Raw genomic sequence first — 15,848 nt, 5'->3', positions numbered from 1 at the left:
CGCAGCCATGTTTGATTCATAGGTGTTTGATCACACTGCCCGTCAGCATGCGTAGCTCGTCGAACTGCGTGGCGAGTTCGAGGCACACGATAAAGGCCAGCATCGCTGATGGTCCCGGGTAACGCTCCATCCATCGCAGCGCCGGAGTGGCGCAGCGCACGCGAATCGCGTCTCGCGTCATCAGATAGGTGATTCCGGCACCCACGAGCGCGCCCGCCAGCAAGTCGGTCGGGTAATGAAAGCCAAGATAGGCACGCGGCAGGCAAATGACCAGCACCACATAGAGAATCGCCAGCACGCCGATGCCCCGCCACACGAGGAAGATGCCAGTGGCGACCGCCATCCATAACATCGCGTGGTCGCTTGGGAAGGAACTCCAATTCGACAGCTGTGCGTCCTCGATGACGTGACCCGCAAAGTGCAGATGCAGTTCGCCGCTAAAGACAGGGCGCGCTCTGAACGGTAACCAGTGAGCCAGCAATCTTCCGACGAGGAGCGCCAGGAGACCGCTGAAAAGCGTTGTGAGCACCATTTCTCGCCGCCATTCTCGACGCTCATCTCGCTGAAACCACATCCACCACAGCAACGGTATGAGTACGAGCCCTTTGAAGGTGTAGAGGTCGGCAATGACCTCTATGGTTTTGGCCGCGAGATAACCGAAGTGGAGGGAGGACAGATATGTCTCGATAGACGAATCGAAGCTATTCATAGTCTTGTAAGAAAATCGGACAAAGCCAATTTCCGATGCGACTAGCTCGTATCGGGCTCTGTCGTCGGCAAAGCCTTGAACCAAAGACGTTGCAACCGACGACGATAAGCAATAACGACAGCCTCCTCGATGCGCCCCGTCGACCGATGCATTGTCTAGTCCGTCTGACTCTCGTGCGTCATGGTCGTCTGCGGTCGATATTTGAACTCAACGGGGACGCAGTTCATAGAGCCGATGTTCAGGTAACGTCGCAACGAGTTGCCATCCATCAAGCGTCTCGGGTAAGCGCCGGTACGGGTCAAGTACCGCAAGATAGACCGTCGTGAACCGGCTTGTAAGGTCAGGAAAACGATCCAGCAGCTCAGTGGACCACGCGCGTAACATGTCGCCATTTGCCAGGACATTCGGTTTTCGGGTAGAGCTGTCGTCCTGGAACTCCCTCAATGCTACGTTCTCGCTCCGGTAAAGCACGGGTTGCTGGCCCGCTTTGAGATACAAATCGGGCACGAGAACGCCATTCACTGTTGCGAGCGCCACCACCTTGTCCAAATATGGGTTCCAGCGGTAGGGGTCCTTCCATGGAGAGCGGTCGGCGGTGTCCTGCTTGTACTGGAACAAGACGGAACCAGCCTTCAAGGACGCGAACGTGGTGCGGTAAGTCTGAATGACAGGACTGCCGACCTGCCAATCCTCAGTCACGGTCACGATCCGGAAAACAAAGACAAGCGTGAGAGCGAGTGCGCCGACTCCCTGGAGACGTGGCGCCACCGAATGTCGTACGCCAACCAGCGCAGTCAGCAAAAACGCGAAGCTGATCGCGCATCGCTCTATCACACCGTACGAAGCAAACGCGTCAAACGGTGCGAGCAGGACTACCAGCGGAAGCGAAAAGACGGTTATCCGGAATTCTGGCTGGCACGTCCACCATTTCAGAACCAGACCAATGACCACGAACAGGCTCAGACCAGCCACGATAGCCACATCGCCCGCACGATTGCCCACTGAAAAGACATCGATGCAAAGAGCGAGCTTCGAAAGTACGTGGGTAACGCCGAAATGGGTTGACCCATGAAGGCCGCCGGTGCTGCTGTGGATCAACAGTGCAAGGGGGAGCAGCAACGGAACCAGACTCGCGGCCGCGTGACGAGCCAGTGAATGAATCGAGACCTTCCCCTCTCGAAGAAGACAACCAAGTTCCCACGTGCCGACAACCAGAGCGAAAACGGCAAGCGGAAACAGATGGCAAAAATAAATGACAAGGGCACTGAAGCACGAAACGAGGACCCGCGCGAGGGTGGCCCGGCGCAACGTCACGTGCGCAGCGATCGCCCAAAAGGAAATCCCGAGACCAAACAGAAAGTTATCGTAGCCGCGTATGAGTATCCAGTTATAGAGCAGCAGGAAGCTGATAAACGGTAACCACGACCAACGGCCATTGGCAACACGGCTCAACACGAGGCAACCCGACGTCAATAGCGCGAGTTCGACGAGGGTAAACAGCCAGGCAGCCCATTCTACCGGTATCAGTTTCGTGAACCACGGTAGGGCGAGGTCCATGGCAAGGTCGGGCACGGCTTCCCACCGAACGACAAAATTTCTTGCATACGATGCCGGATGAGAAAGGATATCGAGCCGGACGATATTGTAAAAGTGTTGCCCAAGAGGAGGATACGGCGTGACGAAGAATGGCATCGACGCAACCACGGCCGCAATCAGCCACACACTCCACAGACGCAAAGGAGAAATGCCAGTGTTCATCGGGCTTCTGATAGTCATCAAAAACCTCGGAAGGTTGATCTGGAACCCTCCACGCAAGGTATTCTCGATTTGTTGGGTTATACGAAATGCACATTGCTTACGGAAGATGTCGCGTAGCTAAATCCGTGGCCGGCTTTCGATCTCATCGTGCTATATGTCATTTTTTTGACGAGTATACGCGCGCCACTGTAACCATTTGTTCGTCACCTCACACAAAGCTCAAGACATTCCTTTGCGCTCGCTCACGAATGCACGGAGGTTCCTGGACAGGCGCGGGAAAAATGAAGCGATAAAGCAGACGAAATCGGTTTATCCGTCGCCGGTCACCAACGTCGTCGTCGGCTGTGCCGTTCGCTGGTATGACAGTTCGGCCTCTTCCTGCGCGGCAACCCGAACGAGACATGTAGAGACGACCACGCACGACAAGAATCTGCTATTCAAGCCCGCGTCGGTCGAGGGCCTGGGCCCGCTAAGCTCCACGGGTCCAGACGTCCTTGCTTTTCGTCATACGCCTTCGACGACAACCGCACGATAGCGCGCGCCCTTGAAACGGTGCTGCGCGACTTCCTGATACGCAGGGCCGTCGTACCACGCGCGCGCGGCCTGTTTTCGAAGAGACTTCGCCGAGTACCTACGTCAAACCGGTGTATCGACGGCCGAGGCATTACCCGGCGCGTTGTCTATGGGCCAGCAACTGGCTACGTCCGAAAGCGGAGCCGCGTCCTGACGATGCGCTGCTGATCGACTGGCCGACGCGCTGCGCGCGGGATGAGGAGACCGATAGAAGGTCCTCGTGGATAACGGTTTTGCGAGCCGGTGACTGTGTGGAGCGTAAGTACCGCGCGTTGTACGCCGCCTTCGTCTTGCACCGGTTCGAAGTGACGCTTCGACACTGCCAGCCTGTGTCACGCTTCTCGCAGCTTATTGCGCGGCAGGAATCCACGCAGCGGTGGCCGCATCACTCGAACGGAACGCAGGGAATTTCTCGCCAAGATCCGCAATCGTTTTGATGTCGTTCTTCAACAGATCGTCGCGCGTGATCAGCGTCGGCTTTACCGCGATGTGATGACCCGGGTCCTGTCCTGCCACCAGCAAGGCCGCCGCACGTACCGACACGGCGCCGACCACGGCGGGATTGGTCGCCGCTGTCGCCACCCAGGCGCTGCCTGGCGCGCGGATCGCTTCGATATCGGCAGTCGAAATGTCCGCGCTGTAGATGCGCAGCTTCGACGACAGCCTGGCTTCGTCAGCGGCCAGTTTGGCGCCACGCGCAAATTCGTCGTACGGTGCGAACACGACGCGGATCTCCGGATGCGCGCGGTACGCGGCCGACGCCTGATTCGCAACGGACTGCGCGATCGGGTTATCCACCGTGCCCCAACGCGCCTTCTCCTGCACGTTCGGATGCGCGCGCTTGAAGTCGCGCCACACCGCGTCACGCCTGTCGAGCGGCGCGAAGCCCGCGACATACACGTAACCCGCTGCGAACGCGTCGCCGTTGTCCTTCACAGCCTGATCGAGCAACAGCGACGCGAGATCGTGATCGCTCTGCTCGATTTGCGGCACCTTCGGATTGGCGAGATCCACGTCGAACGCGACGACCTTGACGCCCTTGTCCAACGCACGCTGCACGACGTCTTTCAGCGACTCCGGCAAGCCGTGATTGACGATGATCGCCGAGACACCCAGGCTGATTGCCTGCTGGATCTGCTCGCGCTGCTCCGACGCATCCTGGCGGCCCTCGTAGATGCGCAAGTCGACACCCAGCGCCCTCGCCTGCTTCTGCGCACCCGCTTCGTAAGCCTGGAAGAAGTCACCCGTCGACAGATAGTTGACGAGCGCGATCCGCACACCGCCCTTGTCGAACGGCGCCGGTGCGCCTTTGAGCGGCTCGCAATGTGCGGATACGGCAGACAGCACGGCAGCCGAGCACAACGTCAGTGCGCCCAGCGCACGCACCGAGATCGAACGGCTTTGAAACAGCGATTTCATCGAAAGTCCCCTTGTTCGATGCCTGATTACTGGCAGCGTCAGTTCCATGCGTGACGTGCCGGTTTCACGCCGTTCAGATAGTAGTTGCCGACGAGGTGATACTTCCATCGGACGGGATCGTGCAGCGTATGCGTGCGCGCGTTGCGCCAGTGACGGTCGAAGTTGTGGTCGCTCAGGGTCGACTGGGTGCCGGCCAGTTCGAAGAGCTTTTCGCCGGCCAGCAGCGCGATTTCGGTCGTCAATACTTTTGCCTCGCCGACGGCGACCGAGGCACGCGCGACATCGTCTGCCGTGGTCGCGCCTTTGGCCGAGAGTTCGTCGAGCACGCGTGCAGCGCGTTCGAGCAGGGCTTCGGCGGCATGCAGCTGGATGTGCAGGCGGCCGATTTCACGCAGCGTGAGCGGATCGTCGCTGGCCTTGTCGACACCGCTGTCGACCCACGGTCGCGTGCGCGTGCGAACGAATTCGAGCGTATCGGCGATGGCGGCTTTCGCGATGCCTGCGTCGATGGCAGCCTGAATGATCTGCGACACGGGGCCATTGAGTGTTGGTTCGTCGGAAACGCGCTGCGCAGGCAGCACATGCGACGCCGGCACGCGCACGTCTTCCAGCGTGACCGTACCGCTTGCCGTCGTACGCTGGCCAAAGCCGGACCAGTCGTCGATGACTTCAAGACCCGCCGTGCCCTTGGGGATATACGCGAGCCACGCTTTGCGTTCTTCATCGAGCCCAAGCACGGGCACGTAGTGCGCGAACAGTGCCCCTGTCGAATAGAACTTCGTGCCGTCGATCACATAGTCGTCGCCATCGCGCCGCACCGTGGTCCTGAGATCGAGCACGTTCTTCGTGCCCTTTTCGGAGAAGCCGTTGCCGAAGCGCTTGCCCGCCAGGATTTCCGCAAAGAAATAGCGCTTTTGTTCTTCGGTGCCTGTCAACACGATCACATCGACCAGGCCGAAATGATTCTGCGGCAACTGGCCAAGCGACGGGTCGGCCGCAGAGACGATCTTGATGACCTCCGTCAGCGTGACGAACGACACGCCCGCGCCGCCATACGCCTTCGGCACCGTGATGCCCCACAGCCCCGATTGCGAGAACCACTCGATTTCTTCGCGCGGCAACCGGCGCTCGCGATCGCGCTCGGATGCACCCGCCGCAATACGCCGCGCCAGCTCATGCGCGACGGCAATGGCTTGCGCATCGTCGGCGATCACCCGCACCGCGCGGGCATGCGCGTCCGCCCGCTGTTGATCGGCTACGTCGGTTTCGGCCATGAATGTCTCCCTTTGATGACGATTGGCACAATCTAGCAACGCTCGTCACGAACACAAACTGAGCGATTCGAAATTAGATATGACGTCGATGCGCAGAAGGTTTTCTCGTCTCACACGCGCGCACCCGAACGCGAGCCGACACTGAATGTGAAAGCCAATGCAAACACGAGCAGCACGCCCTTGATGAAGTCCTGCATGTAGTACGGCGCGTTCAGCATGGTCAGGCCGTTGAGCAGCACGCCGACGAACACCGCGCCCACCACCGTGCCGAGCACGTTGGGCCGCTTCGCGCCCCATACCGCGTAGCCGACCAGCGCCGCCGCGACGGCGTCGAGCAGCAACGAATGCCCCGCGCTCACATCGCCCCGGCCGACGCGTGCCGCAATCAGCACACCGCCCAACGCGGCAATCGTCGATGACGCGACATAGGCCGCGATGCGATAGCGAGCCGTCGGCGCGCCGGCGAGGCGCGCGGCCGTTTCGTTGCCGCCGATCGCATAGATCACCCGCCCCCAGCGCGTCGCCTCCATGACGAAGCACGCCACCGCCGTCAACGCCGCCAGCAGCAGAACAGGCAGCGGCACGATGTCCAACAGGCGCGAACGCCCCAGCGCGAGAAACAGATCGGGAAAGCTGCCCGTCGCTTCCGTGCCGTCGGGCAGCACGGTGCCCGTCGCAAGCGAACGCCCGCCTGTCGGAATCAATTGCAGACCCGCCAGCAGGAACAGCGTGCCGAGCGTGGCAAGCTGGTCGGGCACGCGCAGACGTGTGATAAGCACACCATTGAACAGGCCCGCGACCACGCCGAATGCCAGACAGGCCAGCACGGCGCTCCACGCTCCGCCATGCCATACGATCAGCACATAGCTCGCGACCATTTGCGCGGTTGCAGCGACGCTGCCTACCGAGAGATCGAAGCCGCCTGCCGCCAGCGTGATCGTGACGCCTATGCCCAGCAGCGCGACGATCGACACGGCCTGCAGAATGCTCAGCAGATTGTCGACGTTCAGAAAGGCCGGCTCGCGCACCGCGAACACGACGATCAGCACGGCCAGCACCAGCAGGATGCCCGTGCGTTCCAGATGCTCGCGCAGACTGCCCCAGCGCGGGCGCGCCGACGATTGGGCAGGGACGTTCGTCGTCACGGACGGGGTGGTGGATTTCATGAATGAGGGAGAGCAACAAAAGAAAGAGAATCGGCGGGAGCCGCGCGCTCGAGTGTCGTACCGCGATCGAAATGCACGACGCGATCGGCGATTTCGAACGCTTCTTCGAGATCGCTGACGAAAACCAGCGTGGCACGCCCCGCCGCACGCTTGCGCAGCAGTGCCACGATGTCGGCGCGCGCGCCTGCATCGACGCCCTGAAACGGTTCGTCGAGCAGCAACAGCTTCGATGGTTCCGCGTGCCAACGCGCGAGCACGACCTTTTGCTGATTGCCGCCCGACAGACGCGACAGCCGGTCGTCCGGTCCCGTGCAGCGCACGCCGAATGCGGCAATCGCCTCGCCGGCCGCCGCCCGCTCCGTCTCACGACGCACGAAGCCGCCCTTATGCCAGCGTGACAGAAATGGAAAACTGAGCGTGCCCGCGATCGATGCGAACGGCACGCGGTCCGGAAAGAGCGACGAGCGCCAGCGGTCCTCTCCCGCGAGGTAGACACCCGCGCGAATCGCGTCAGCGGGCGAGCGCGGTCGCCATGGCTGGCCGAGCAACTGCATGTCGCCTTGCACGGCGCGCGTTTCGCCAAAGATGACGCGCGCGAGACGCGATTTTCCGCCGCCGATGGGGCCTGCGATCGCCACGATCTTGCCTTCTTCGACGTCCAGATCGAAAGGTATCGAGGCTGGCGTCAGCTTCAGATCGCGCGCGCTGAACACCACGTTGCTGGATGTGCCGCTGTCGTGCGGCGCAGCGCGATCGGCGGGCAGTGCATGGCCGATCATCGTTTCTACCGCGGCGTCGAAATCGATGGGCGGACGCAGATCCGCCACGATGCGGCCATCGCGCATGACGGTCACGCGGTCCGCGATGCGGCGCAGGTCACCTAGCCGGTGAGACACCAGCAAGATCGCCGCGCCGTCGGCACGCAAACGCTCGATCAAGGCGAAAAGCCGCTCCGCTTCGGGCGCAGAGAGACTCGCCGTAGGCTCATCGAGAATCAGCAACGACGGATTGCCGGCCAATGCACGCGCCAGGGTCACAAGTTGCTGCCCTGCCAGCGACAGCGTATGCAACGGCGCAGACAGGTCGACTTCGAGTCCGACGCGCAGCGCAAGTGGCCGCGCGGCATCGACGCGCACCGCTGGCGTCATACGCCACGCAGACGCCGCATCGCAAAGCTGATCGAGCAACAGGTTATCCGCAATAGATAAGGCCGGTACCACGGCATCGGCGGTGCTCTGATGCACGGTCGCGACGCCAAGCCGTTTGGCCTGCTGCGGCGACGAAGGCGCGAAGGTTTCGCCGCGCAAAGTCAGCGCACCGCTATCCGCTCCGTAGACGCCGCTGATTATCTTGACGAGCGTCGATTTGCCAGCGCCGTTCGCGCCCATCAACGCAATCACTTCTCCCGCACGGATGTCGAGGTCGAGATGGGTCAGCGCAGTCGTCGCGCCGAATCGCTTCGTGATGGAGACGGCCTTCAGGACAGGCTGATTCATTGCAGGGAGGATCGCTTCTGGATGCATGACCGTTCATGCTAGACAAGCTCGTCCATGCCGCAAACGAATCGCTATTCATATGCTTAGTATTCTCAACCGATTGATGGCACTTTCTGTCCCTGCAGTCATACCACCGCTATCGCCGACATAAGTCGCCATACGGATAACGATCTGCCAATCCGTTATTTACGTGCGGCGAGCGGTGATTTTTATACTCGCCATTGTCCAGCGCTCAACCCGCGTCGTGGGCTTCGCTACTGCCTTTTCAAAGGATGTGCATGACCTCATCGAACGCCGCCGATCTCTCCGTCGGAACCGACTACGAATCACTCGCCAATCGCTTTCGCCCTATCTTCGCGCGTATCGCCGAGGGCGCGGCACAGCGCGACCGTTCGCGCGAATTGCCGCATGAAGCGATTGGCTGGCTCAAGGACGCGGGCTTCGGCGCAGTGCGGATACCGGTCGCGCATGGCGGTGCCGGTGCGTCGCTGCCGCAACTGTTTCGTCTTCTGATCGAACTCGCCGCGGCCGATTCGAATCTGCCGCAGGCGTTGCGCGCGCACTTCGCTTTCGTCGAAGACTGGCTGAATGTGCCGCCCGGCACCGAGCGCAACACCTGGTTCGACCGTTTCGTGAGCGGACAACTGGTGGGCAGCGCGTGGTCCGAAGTGGGCGACGTCGCCGTCGGCACGCTGTCGACCAGGGTATCCCGAAGCGATGGCCAGTACGTGCTGAATGGCTCGAAGTACTACAGCACAGGTAGCATCTTTGCCGAGTGGATCGACGTGCTCGCGAAACGCGAGGAAGACGGCGCCGACGTAATCGCCGCCGTCAGCACGAATCAACCCGGTGTGTCACGCAAGGACGACTGGGACGGGTTCGGCCAGACAACCACGGGCAGCGGCACGACGGTATTCACCAATGCCTCGGTCGATGCCCATAACATCATTGCGTTCGAGCGGCGCTTCAAGTATCAGACCGCGTTTTATCAGTTGGTGCATGTCGCCACACTGGCGGGCATCGGTGCGGCCATTACGCGCGACGTCGGCACGCTGGTGCGGCAGCGCAAGCGCATCTATAGCCACGGCAACGCGCCGCACGTGAGCGAAGACGCGCAGATCCAGCAGGTGGCGGGCGAAATCGCCTCATGGGCCTATGCGGCACAGGCGCTGACCGGGCAGGCGGCGCAGCCTTTGCAACGCGCGTACGAAGCCCGTTTTTCCAACGATGCCGAAGCGCAGCATCGCGCCAACGTCGATGCCGAACTCGAATCGGCGCAGAGCCAGCTTGTCGTGTCGGACCTCGTATTGCGCGCGGCGACGCATCTGTTCGATGCGCTCGGTGCGTCGGCGACCAGCACCACGCAGGCGCTCGATCGTCACTGGCGCAACGCGCGCACCGTGTCGTCGCACAATCCCCTCGTCTACAAGGCGCGCATCGTCGGCGACTGGGTAATTAACGGCAAGGAGCCGCCGTTTATCTGGAGTATCGGCAACGGCCCCGGCCGAGGGAGCAAGTGAGCGTCATGACCAAACCCATTCGCTTCAATGCATTCGAGATGAATTGCGTCGGTCATCAGTCGCCGGGCCTGTGGGCGCATCCGCGCGACCGCTCCTGGCAATACAAGGATCTCGAATACTGGACGGATCTCGCGAAGGTATTGGAGAAAGGTATTTTCGACGGCATCTTTATCGCCGACGTGATCGGCTATTACGACGTCTACAAAGGCAACAACTATCACGCGCTGCATCAGGCCGCGCAGATTCCCGTCAACGATCCGCTGCAACTTGCCGCGCCGATTGCGATGGTCACCGAGCACCTTGGCATCGGCATCACGGCGTCGACGAGCTTCGAGCATCCGTATACCTTCGCGCGCCGCCTCTCGACCGCCGATCATCTGACGAAGGGCCGGCTCGCGTGGAATATCGTCACGTCGTATCTGGAGAGCGGCGCGAAGAACATCAGCGAAGGCGGATTGCGCGATCACGGCAATCGCTATGAAGTCGCGACGGAATACGTCGAAGTCTTGTACAAGCTTCTGGAAGGAAGCTGGGAAGACGGCGCGGTTGTCCGCGACCGCGAGAAGCGCGTGTTCACAAACCCGGAGAAGGTCCACGAAATCGGCCACAAGGGCAAGTACTTCGAAGTGCCCGGCTATCACCTTTGCGAGCCTTCTGCGCAGCGCACGCCGGTGCTCTTTCAGGCGGGTGCATCGGGTCCGGGTAAGGCATTCGCTGCGCAGCACGCCGAATGCGTGTTCGTCGCCGCGCCGACGCAAGCCGTGCTGAAAAACTACGTGAGCGATGTGCGACGCCAGGCAGCGGAAGCAGGCCGCGATCCGGACAAACTGCTTATCTACAACCTCGTCACCGTGATCGTCGATGAAACGGATGCGAAGGCGCAGGCGAAGTTCGAAGAGTACAAGCGCTATGTGTCGTATGACGGGTCGCTCGTGTTCATGTCGGGATGGACGGGTATCGACTTCGGCCAGTACGCGCCCACCGATCTCGTGAGACGCGTCGAAACCAACGCCATCGTCTCGGCCGTCGAACATCTGTCAGGGGGCGACAAGGCATGGACCATCGAGGAACTCGCGATCTGGGGCGGCGTCGGCGGCATGGGTCCTGTATTCGTCGGATCTCCTTCGACGGTGGCGGACATCCTGCAGCAATGGGTCGAGGCGACCGGCGTTGACGGATTCAATCTTGCGTATGCCATCGCGCACGAAACGTTCGAAGACGTCGTCCATTACCTCGTGCCGGAGTTGCAGCGCCGTGGCGTGTACCCGACCGCGTACACGCCCGGCACGCTGCGCGAGAAGCTGTTCGGCGACGGTGCGCGTCTGCCGCAGACGCATCCGGCTACCCGCTTTCGCGATATCGAGCGGGTCAAGCGCGAGTCGCAACAGGTGCAGCCGGTCACGGCAACGCCCACCCTTGCCAAACCCCATGCGGTGAGGTAAGCGCGTTGCGGCCCGTCATACCGCTGTTCACATTCCTGCGTCTATCCGGCCGTGCCAGGCGCTTATCCGATCTTGCCCGTGCACGCTTCGGCAAGCATCAGAAGAACAATAGCGTGCGCAGTTCGATACTCCGACGCGGTCTTGCGTCCGGCGGCGACGACGGATCATCGAATGCCGTATGTGCTGTCAGCCGCGCGACACCGTCGCCCGCGGAATCGTAGATTTTCAGGAGCAGGACTTCTTCCGGCTTCATCAGCGGAAAGTAGTACCAGCGGTGCTTCGGGTTGTACACGAACGCATAGGTCTCGCCGACTTTGTCCTGATAGATCAGATCCGCCGGCACCAGATCAGTCGGCGCGATACTGCGCGCATCGCACAACGCCAGCGGCGACGATTCGACCGTCGATCCGATGGGACGCCACAGGTTGACGATCGCCACCCTGCCCTTGAGCAGTTCTTCCGCTTCGTGCGGCGGCAGGTGATCACGCACGCGGCGCGGACCCGATACGAAGGTCTGGTCGTTGTGAATGAACTTGACCGGCTCGCGCACGTTGCCTGGACGCGCCGCATGGCCATCGCGAATCGTGTGATCGAAGATGACGGCGCGCGTCGCGCCCGTCCAGCGCCTTAGCAGCGCCTCCGACTCGGGATAGTAAATGCGTTCGATCGCAGCAGGGTCCGTGAAATCGCGGAGCGCGCTCGCGTGCTGCCGCAACTCGAAACCGTTGCGGTCCAACGATAAACCACCCGGCGGCGGCGAAACCCGCGCATTGACGATGTTCACACGCTGCGTCCGATACACGCCACTGCGCTGCGGCACGCCAGCAGGCGGCTCATAAGCGTAGGTAGCGGGCTTTTCCCCCGTCGCGACGAGATAGTTCAAGGCGGCTTCGACGACGGCCGGCTGTTCAATGACGACATCGCTCATTAGTTGCGCTCCTTGCCTGCGAGTGAACGAATTCAGTCCGGCGCTATTTCGCCGATGATCTGACACGAATCGGATGTGACTGTGATGTTGAAGTAGCCGGCGCGCGCATAGCGGGCAATGCGTTCGAGGCGCTCAGGATTGTCCTTCCACGTATGCTCTGGTACAGACGGCACAGGCCGCGCCTGCGCGCGCCGACGCACGAATTCGAACGGATGAAGCACGGCCAGACGGCAAAACGATGCGAGGCTCATCGACATGATGCGCCCTCCTGCTCATGGCAACCTCAGTTGAATCTAGTCAGTGAAGTGGCAATGCACAAACAAGCATTTGTGCTTTGCTTTGCAACGTTTGGACCTTGTATAGGCTGGCCGTTCGAAGCGCGTGGCGCGTCTGCGCAGCGGCACACCCGCCGACGAAAGCCGACGCGCAGTCTGCTTCCCAAGGCGCGTCGGTGCGTCGGATGCACCGACGCTCTACACGATTTGCACATTCCTTCCGCCACGCTATCAATGTGCAAAACGCTTATTTGGGCGTCGCAAGGGTTGCTTTTTGGGCCGCTCACGAATGCCTCTTGAACGAATCAAGCGCACATCGTAGTTCGATCAAAAGCCGTTGAAAACGAATTGATCCGCACAACGATGTCAGCAGATGCAACAGCGTGGGCGGCTCAGAAGCGTGACTTACGACGACATCGGGACACCTCGCCAGCGGGACCAAAGCGGTTGTAAGATTGCTCGGGTGCCAGTTTGCCGGTCGTCCAGGGCCCCTTCGCAATGAAACTACTTCCAAAGCAACTGAACACCCGCCTGCAACTGCGCAAGCAACTGCGTCGCGCCAGCGGCTTTCAAATCGCTATTGCGCATCGCCTGCGACAGCTTAACGTGGAGGATTGGCGCACAGTCACTGCTGCGCAAAGCTTTTATTTTTCGCCTGAATACCTGCAAATGATCGAAGTGGCCGGTCCGGCCAATCTGGAGCCGCGCTACGCCTTGATCTCGGATGACGACGGACCGCGAGCCGCAGTCTGCATGCAAATCGTCCAGGTAAGCCTCGAGCACTTCGGTGAACCAGGCAAGCGCAAACTCAACGTGCCGCTCACCGAGCGTATTCTTGTCTGCGGCAACCTGCTCAGTTACGGGCAGCACGGCGTTTGTTTCGCGCCCGGCAGTACTCCTGCGGAACTGTGGCCCGCCGTGGCGGACGCACTGTATCGTACCCGCCGATGCGAAAAGCTGGACGGACAGACCAACCTTATTGTGGTTAAGGACATTCTCGAGGCCGACAAGGAACCCAGCGCCTGCCTCGGCAAACTCAGCTATTCCGCCGTCGAAACCGAACCCAACATGGTGCTGACGCTACCCGAAGGCGTCCATACCCACGCTGACTATCTTGCCAGTCTTGCTTCCAAGTACCGCAATGCGGTCAAGTCCCAGATCTACAAACCGTTCGATGCGGCTGGGTTCCGGATGGAACGTCTTGACGACGTGGCGTCGGTTACTGGACATCTGCACGATCTTTACCTGCAGACCCACACCAATGCCAGGTTGCGGCCATTTATGCTGGATCAGGAATACTGGCCAGCGTTAGCGGCAGCCGCCGGCGCAAGAATCGTTTTCCACGTCGCGGTCAAGGGTAGCCATATTTATGGCTTCGTTGTCACGCTCAAGGACGCGGACACGGCGGTCGTCTGGCATATCGGTTTCGATCGCGAAGCTGCTACCTATGGCGTGCCGCTTTATCTACGCCTTCTGCATGCGTCGCTGACGCAGGCAATCGATTTCGGTTGCCGACGTGTCTCTTTCGGCAGAACGGCGCTCGCACCCAAAGCCCGCATCGGCTGCCGGCCGGAGCCGATGCAGGTTTGGGTGCGCCACCGCCAGCCTTTGCTGAACCGGGCGATCAGCCCTTTGCTGCGACTGATCCAGCATGAAGACGCGCCGGAATACTCTCCGTTCAAAAAAGACAACCAACCGCTCTGAAGCGCTTCGATATCTGCTCGAAGCAATCCATCAGGCCGCGGACCGCGGCCTACGTGACCGTCAGCTGCTGCGCGAGCCTGGCATCGCCTCCGGTTCGCGGTCCACACGCCGAAATTCAATGGTTTGCTGTCGGAGTTTTCACGCGTCAAGATCCATGTCGGTGCTGTTGCAGTTTGTGTTGTGTGTTCTTTTGTCTGCCGCGGCACCGCCTATGTGTCGGCCTGAGCCGTCGAAAACACGAACTCGCCTAACGAGCCGTGTCGATAGCCAACGCGTCGAGAGGCTTGCGCTGATAGCCATTCGTCGAGGAACCAGGCGATGACGTTCTGAAAGGTTTGCGCGATCGAGCGATGCTGTCGATGCTGCTGCGGCACCGCCCGAGAGCGCGCCACATTAACTTACCCGCGGAGTTCTATGCAAAACGCTGGGAGCGGTACGGATCCATCAGGTTCACCATCACGCCGTCAAGCAATTCGGTCGTGATGAACTGAGACAGTCCGGCCGCAAGACTGATGCCTGCGTTCGTTGTAATGGAAAGCACGCCGGGCAGGTCTTCAGAACGGCTCACGACGGGCAGTCCATCAGCGGGAATGACGCGACGCGTTTCGGTGACTTTCTCCACGACGGCGTCCTTCAAGCCGGGCAGCACGCGCGCGGCGACACGTACAAGCTCCTCGGGGTCGGGCGTGCCTGGATCGCCAACGGGCGAACCGGAGAAGTGCCTGGCGATGACCACACGACCGTCGATGCGCTGGATCGCGTGAACATGCGCGCCAAGAATGACCGAATCGAAAATGCGTGGCAACGGCGCGAGATGGACGACGCTCCCCATGCTGTGGATGAGCGGGGCCTTAAGCCCCGTGCCTTCGACGAGTTCCGGGTTCGCGATGCCGCCCGCGAAGATGAGAATGTCGGCCTCGCGCTTGCCACTTCCGCTCTGGATCTCGTAACCGCCCGCCGTCTTCGCGAAGCCTAGATACGCATCGTGTGGCGAGTATTGCGCCCCGTGTGCGACCGCGGCATCGAGCATCCTTGACGTTAGCTGCACCGGGGACATCATCCCTTCGTCGGGCGTGTAGAAAATGTCCGTCTCGGCTCCCGGCTCAAACCCCGGCTCAATCTCGCGTGCCTGGGCCGCGGTGACGCGGTACGTCGGGCTGCCCCAGCGCAGGCGCCGGTCCAGTTCCGCCGCGAGTTCCCGTGCCTCCTCGGTGCCGGGCTCGGCGCTTTGAAAGCAGCCTGACCAGCGAATCGGCAGACCGTCGATTTCGCTTTGCAGGTAACGCCAGCGCAGGTGCGACAGGCGATGCAGATTGAAGTAATGCTGCGCGCCAACTTCGCCAAGCGAGTCCGCATTGCGGAACTTCGTCTGATTCGTTATCCACGCGAATGATCCAGAAGTGGCGCCTTTCGCGACTTCGTTCTTGTCGAGCACGGTGACGCGCGCGCCGCGTTTCGCGAAATCATAAGCGAGTGTGGTGCCGATGATGCCAGCGCCGATGATGATGACTTTAGGTGCCGAATTCATAGAGTGCCTCTTTGCATTGGTGCAAGAAGTGTTGCCAGGGTGAGATTCTTAAGTCC

Annotated in this window: 12 protein-coding genes and 1 pseudogene; 3 read left to right on the top strand and 10 right to left on the bottom strand. The window is 60.9% G+C overall.

The window, feature by feature from the left end:
* Positions 1–16: 16 nt before the first annotated feature.
* From AB3X89_RS02450 to AB3X89_RS02420, 7 genes and pseudogenes are all read right to left on the bottom strand, one after another.
* Positions 17–709 (bottom strand): phosphatase PAP2 family protein, encoded by a 693-nt coding sequence (locus AB3X89_RS02450; RefSeq protein ID WP_368581635.1) that lies wholly within the window; start codon positions 707–709, stop codon positions 17–19.
* Between the two features lie 207 nt (positions 710–916).
* Positions 917–2,485, bottom strand: coding sequence for a hypothetical protein (locus tag AB3X89_RS02445; protein ID WP_368581634.1), 1,569 nt, complete (start codon positions 2,483–2,485; stop codon positions 917–919).
* A 486-nt stretch (positions 2,486–2,971) separates the two neighbouring features.
* A pseudogene (locus tag AB3X89_RS02440) lies at positions 2,972–3,073 on the bottom strand (DUF1330 domain-containing protein); the annotation flags it as partial.
* A 315-nt stretch (positions 3,074–3,388) separates the two neighbouring features.
* The gene (locus AB3X89_RS02435) at positions 3,389–4,459 is read right to left on the bottom strand and encodes a substrate-binding domain-containing protein (protein WP_368581633.1); all 1,071 of its coding nucleotides are present in this window, start codon (positions 4,457–4,459) and stop codon (positions 3,389–3,391) included.
* 38 nt (positions 4,460–4,497) lie between these two features.
* Positions 4,498–5,733 carry an SfnB family sulfur acquisition oxidoreductase gene (locus AB3X89_RS02430; protein ID WP_368581632.1) on the bottom strand — a complete coding sequence of 412 codons (1,236 nt, stop codon included), beginning with the start codon at positions 5,731–5,733 and terminating at the stop codon, positions 4,498–4,500.
* Positions 5,734–5,843: 110 nt separating this feature from the next.
* A complete protein-coding gene (locus AB3X89_RS02425) occupies positions 5,844–6,899 on the bottom strand; it encodes an ABC transporter permease (RefSeq protein ID WP_368581631.1) in 1,056 nt (351 codons plus the stop codon).
* Positions 6,896–8,395, bottom strand: a complete 1,500-nt coding sequence (locus AB3X89_RS02420; protein ID WP_368581630.1) for a sugar ABC transporter ATP-binding protein — start codon at positions 8,393–8,395, stop codon at positions 6,896–6,898. The genes AB3X89_RS02425 and AB3X89_RS02420 overlap by 4 nt, the downstream gene beginning before the upstream one ends.
* Positions 8,396–8,673: 278 nt before the next feature.
* Here AB3X89_RS02420 and AB3X89_RS02415 point away from each other — a divergent pair, with 278 nt between their 5' ends.
* Positions 8,674–9,915, top strand: coding sequence for an acyl-CoA dehydrogenase family protein (locus AB3X89_RS02415; protein ID WP_368581629.1), 1,242 nt, complete (start codon positions 8,674–8,676; stop codon positions 9,913–9,915).
* Between the two features lie 5 nt (positions 9,916–9,920).
* A complete protein-coding gene (locus AB3X89_RS02410) occupies positions 9,921–11,357 on the top strand; it encodes an LLM class flavin-dependent oxidoreductase (protein ID WP_368581628.1) in 1,437 nt (478 codons plus the stop codon).
* 97 nt (positions 11,358–11,454) lie between these two features.
* On the opposite strand, the gene AB3X89_RS02405 is transcribed toward AB3X89_RS02410, so the two are convergent.
* Positions 11,455–12,285: a CmcJ/NvfI family oxidoreductase gene (locus AB3X89_RS02405; protein ID WP_368581627.1), complete on the bottom strand. Its 831-nt coding sequence runs from the start codon at positions 12,283–12,285 to the stop codon at positions 11,455–11,457.
* A 32-nt stretch (positions 12,286–12,317) separates the two neighbouring features.
* Positions 12,318–12,542 carry a hypothetical protein gene (locus AB3X89_RS02400; protein ID WP_368581626.1) on the bottom strand — a complete coding sequence of 75 codons (225 nt, stop codon included), beginning with the start codon at positions 12,540–12,542 and terminating at the stop codon, positions 12,318–12,320.
* A gap of 516 nt (positions 12,543–13,058) precedes the next feature.
* Between AB3X89_RS02400 and AB3X89_RS02395 the strand changes: the two genes are divergently transcribed.
* Entirely contained in the window at positions 13,059–14,264 is a 1,206-nt protein-coding gene (locus AB3X89_RS02395; protein ID WP_368581625.1) for a GNAT family N-acetyltransferase, read from the top strand.
* Between the two features lie 412 nt (positions 14,265–14,676).
* Here the strand turns inward: AB3X89_RS02395 and AB3X89_RS02390 are convergent, their stop codons facing one another.
* Positions 14,677–15,792: an NAD(P)/FAD-dependent oxidoreductase gene (locus tag AB3X89_RS02390; RefSeq protein WP_368581624.1), complete on the bottom strand. Its 1,116-nt coding sequence runs from the start codon at positions 15,790–15,792 to the stop codon at positions 14,677–14,679.
* Positions 15,793–15,848 lie beyond the last annotated feature (56 nt).

Source organism: Paraburkholderia sp. BR14320 (assembly GCF_040948665.1).
GTDB classification, from domain to species: Bacteria; Pseudomonadota; Gammaproteobacteria; order Burkholderiales; family Burkholderiaceae; genus Paraburkholderia; species Paraburkholderia youngii.
The sequence above is the reverse complement of the archived record's forward strand: the minus strand, read 5'-3'. Positions and strand labels throughout refer to the sequence as shown.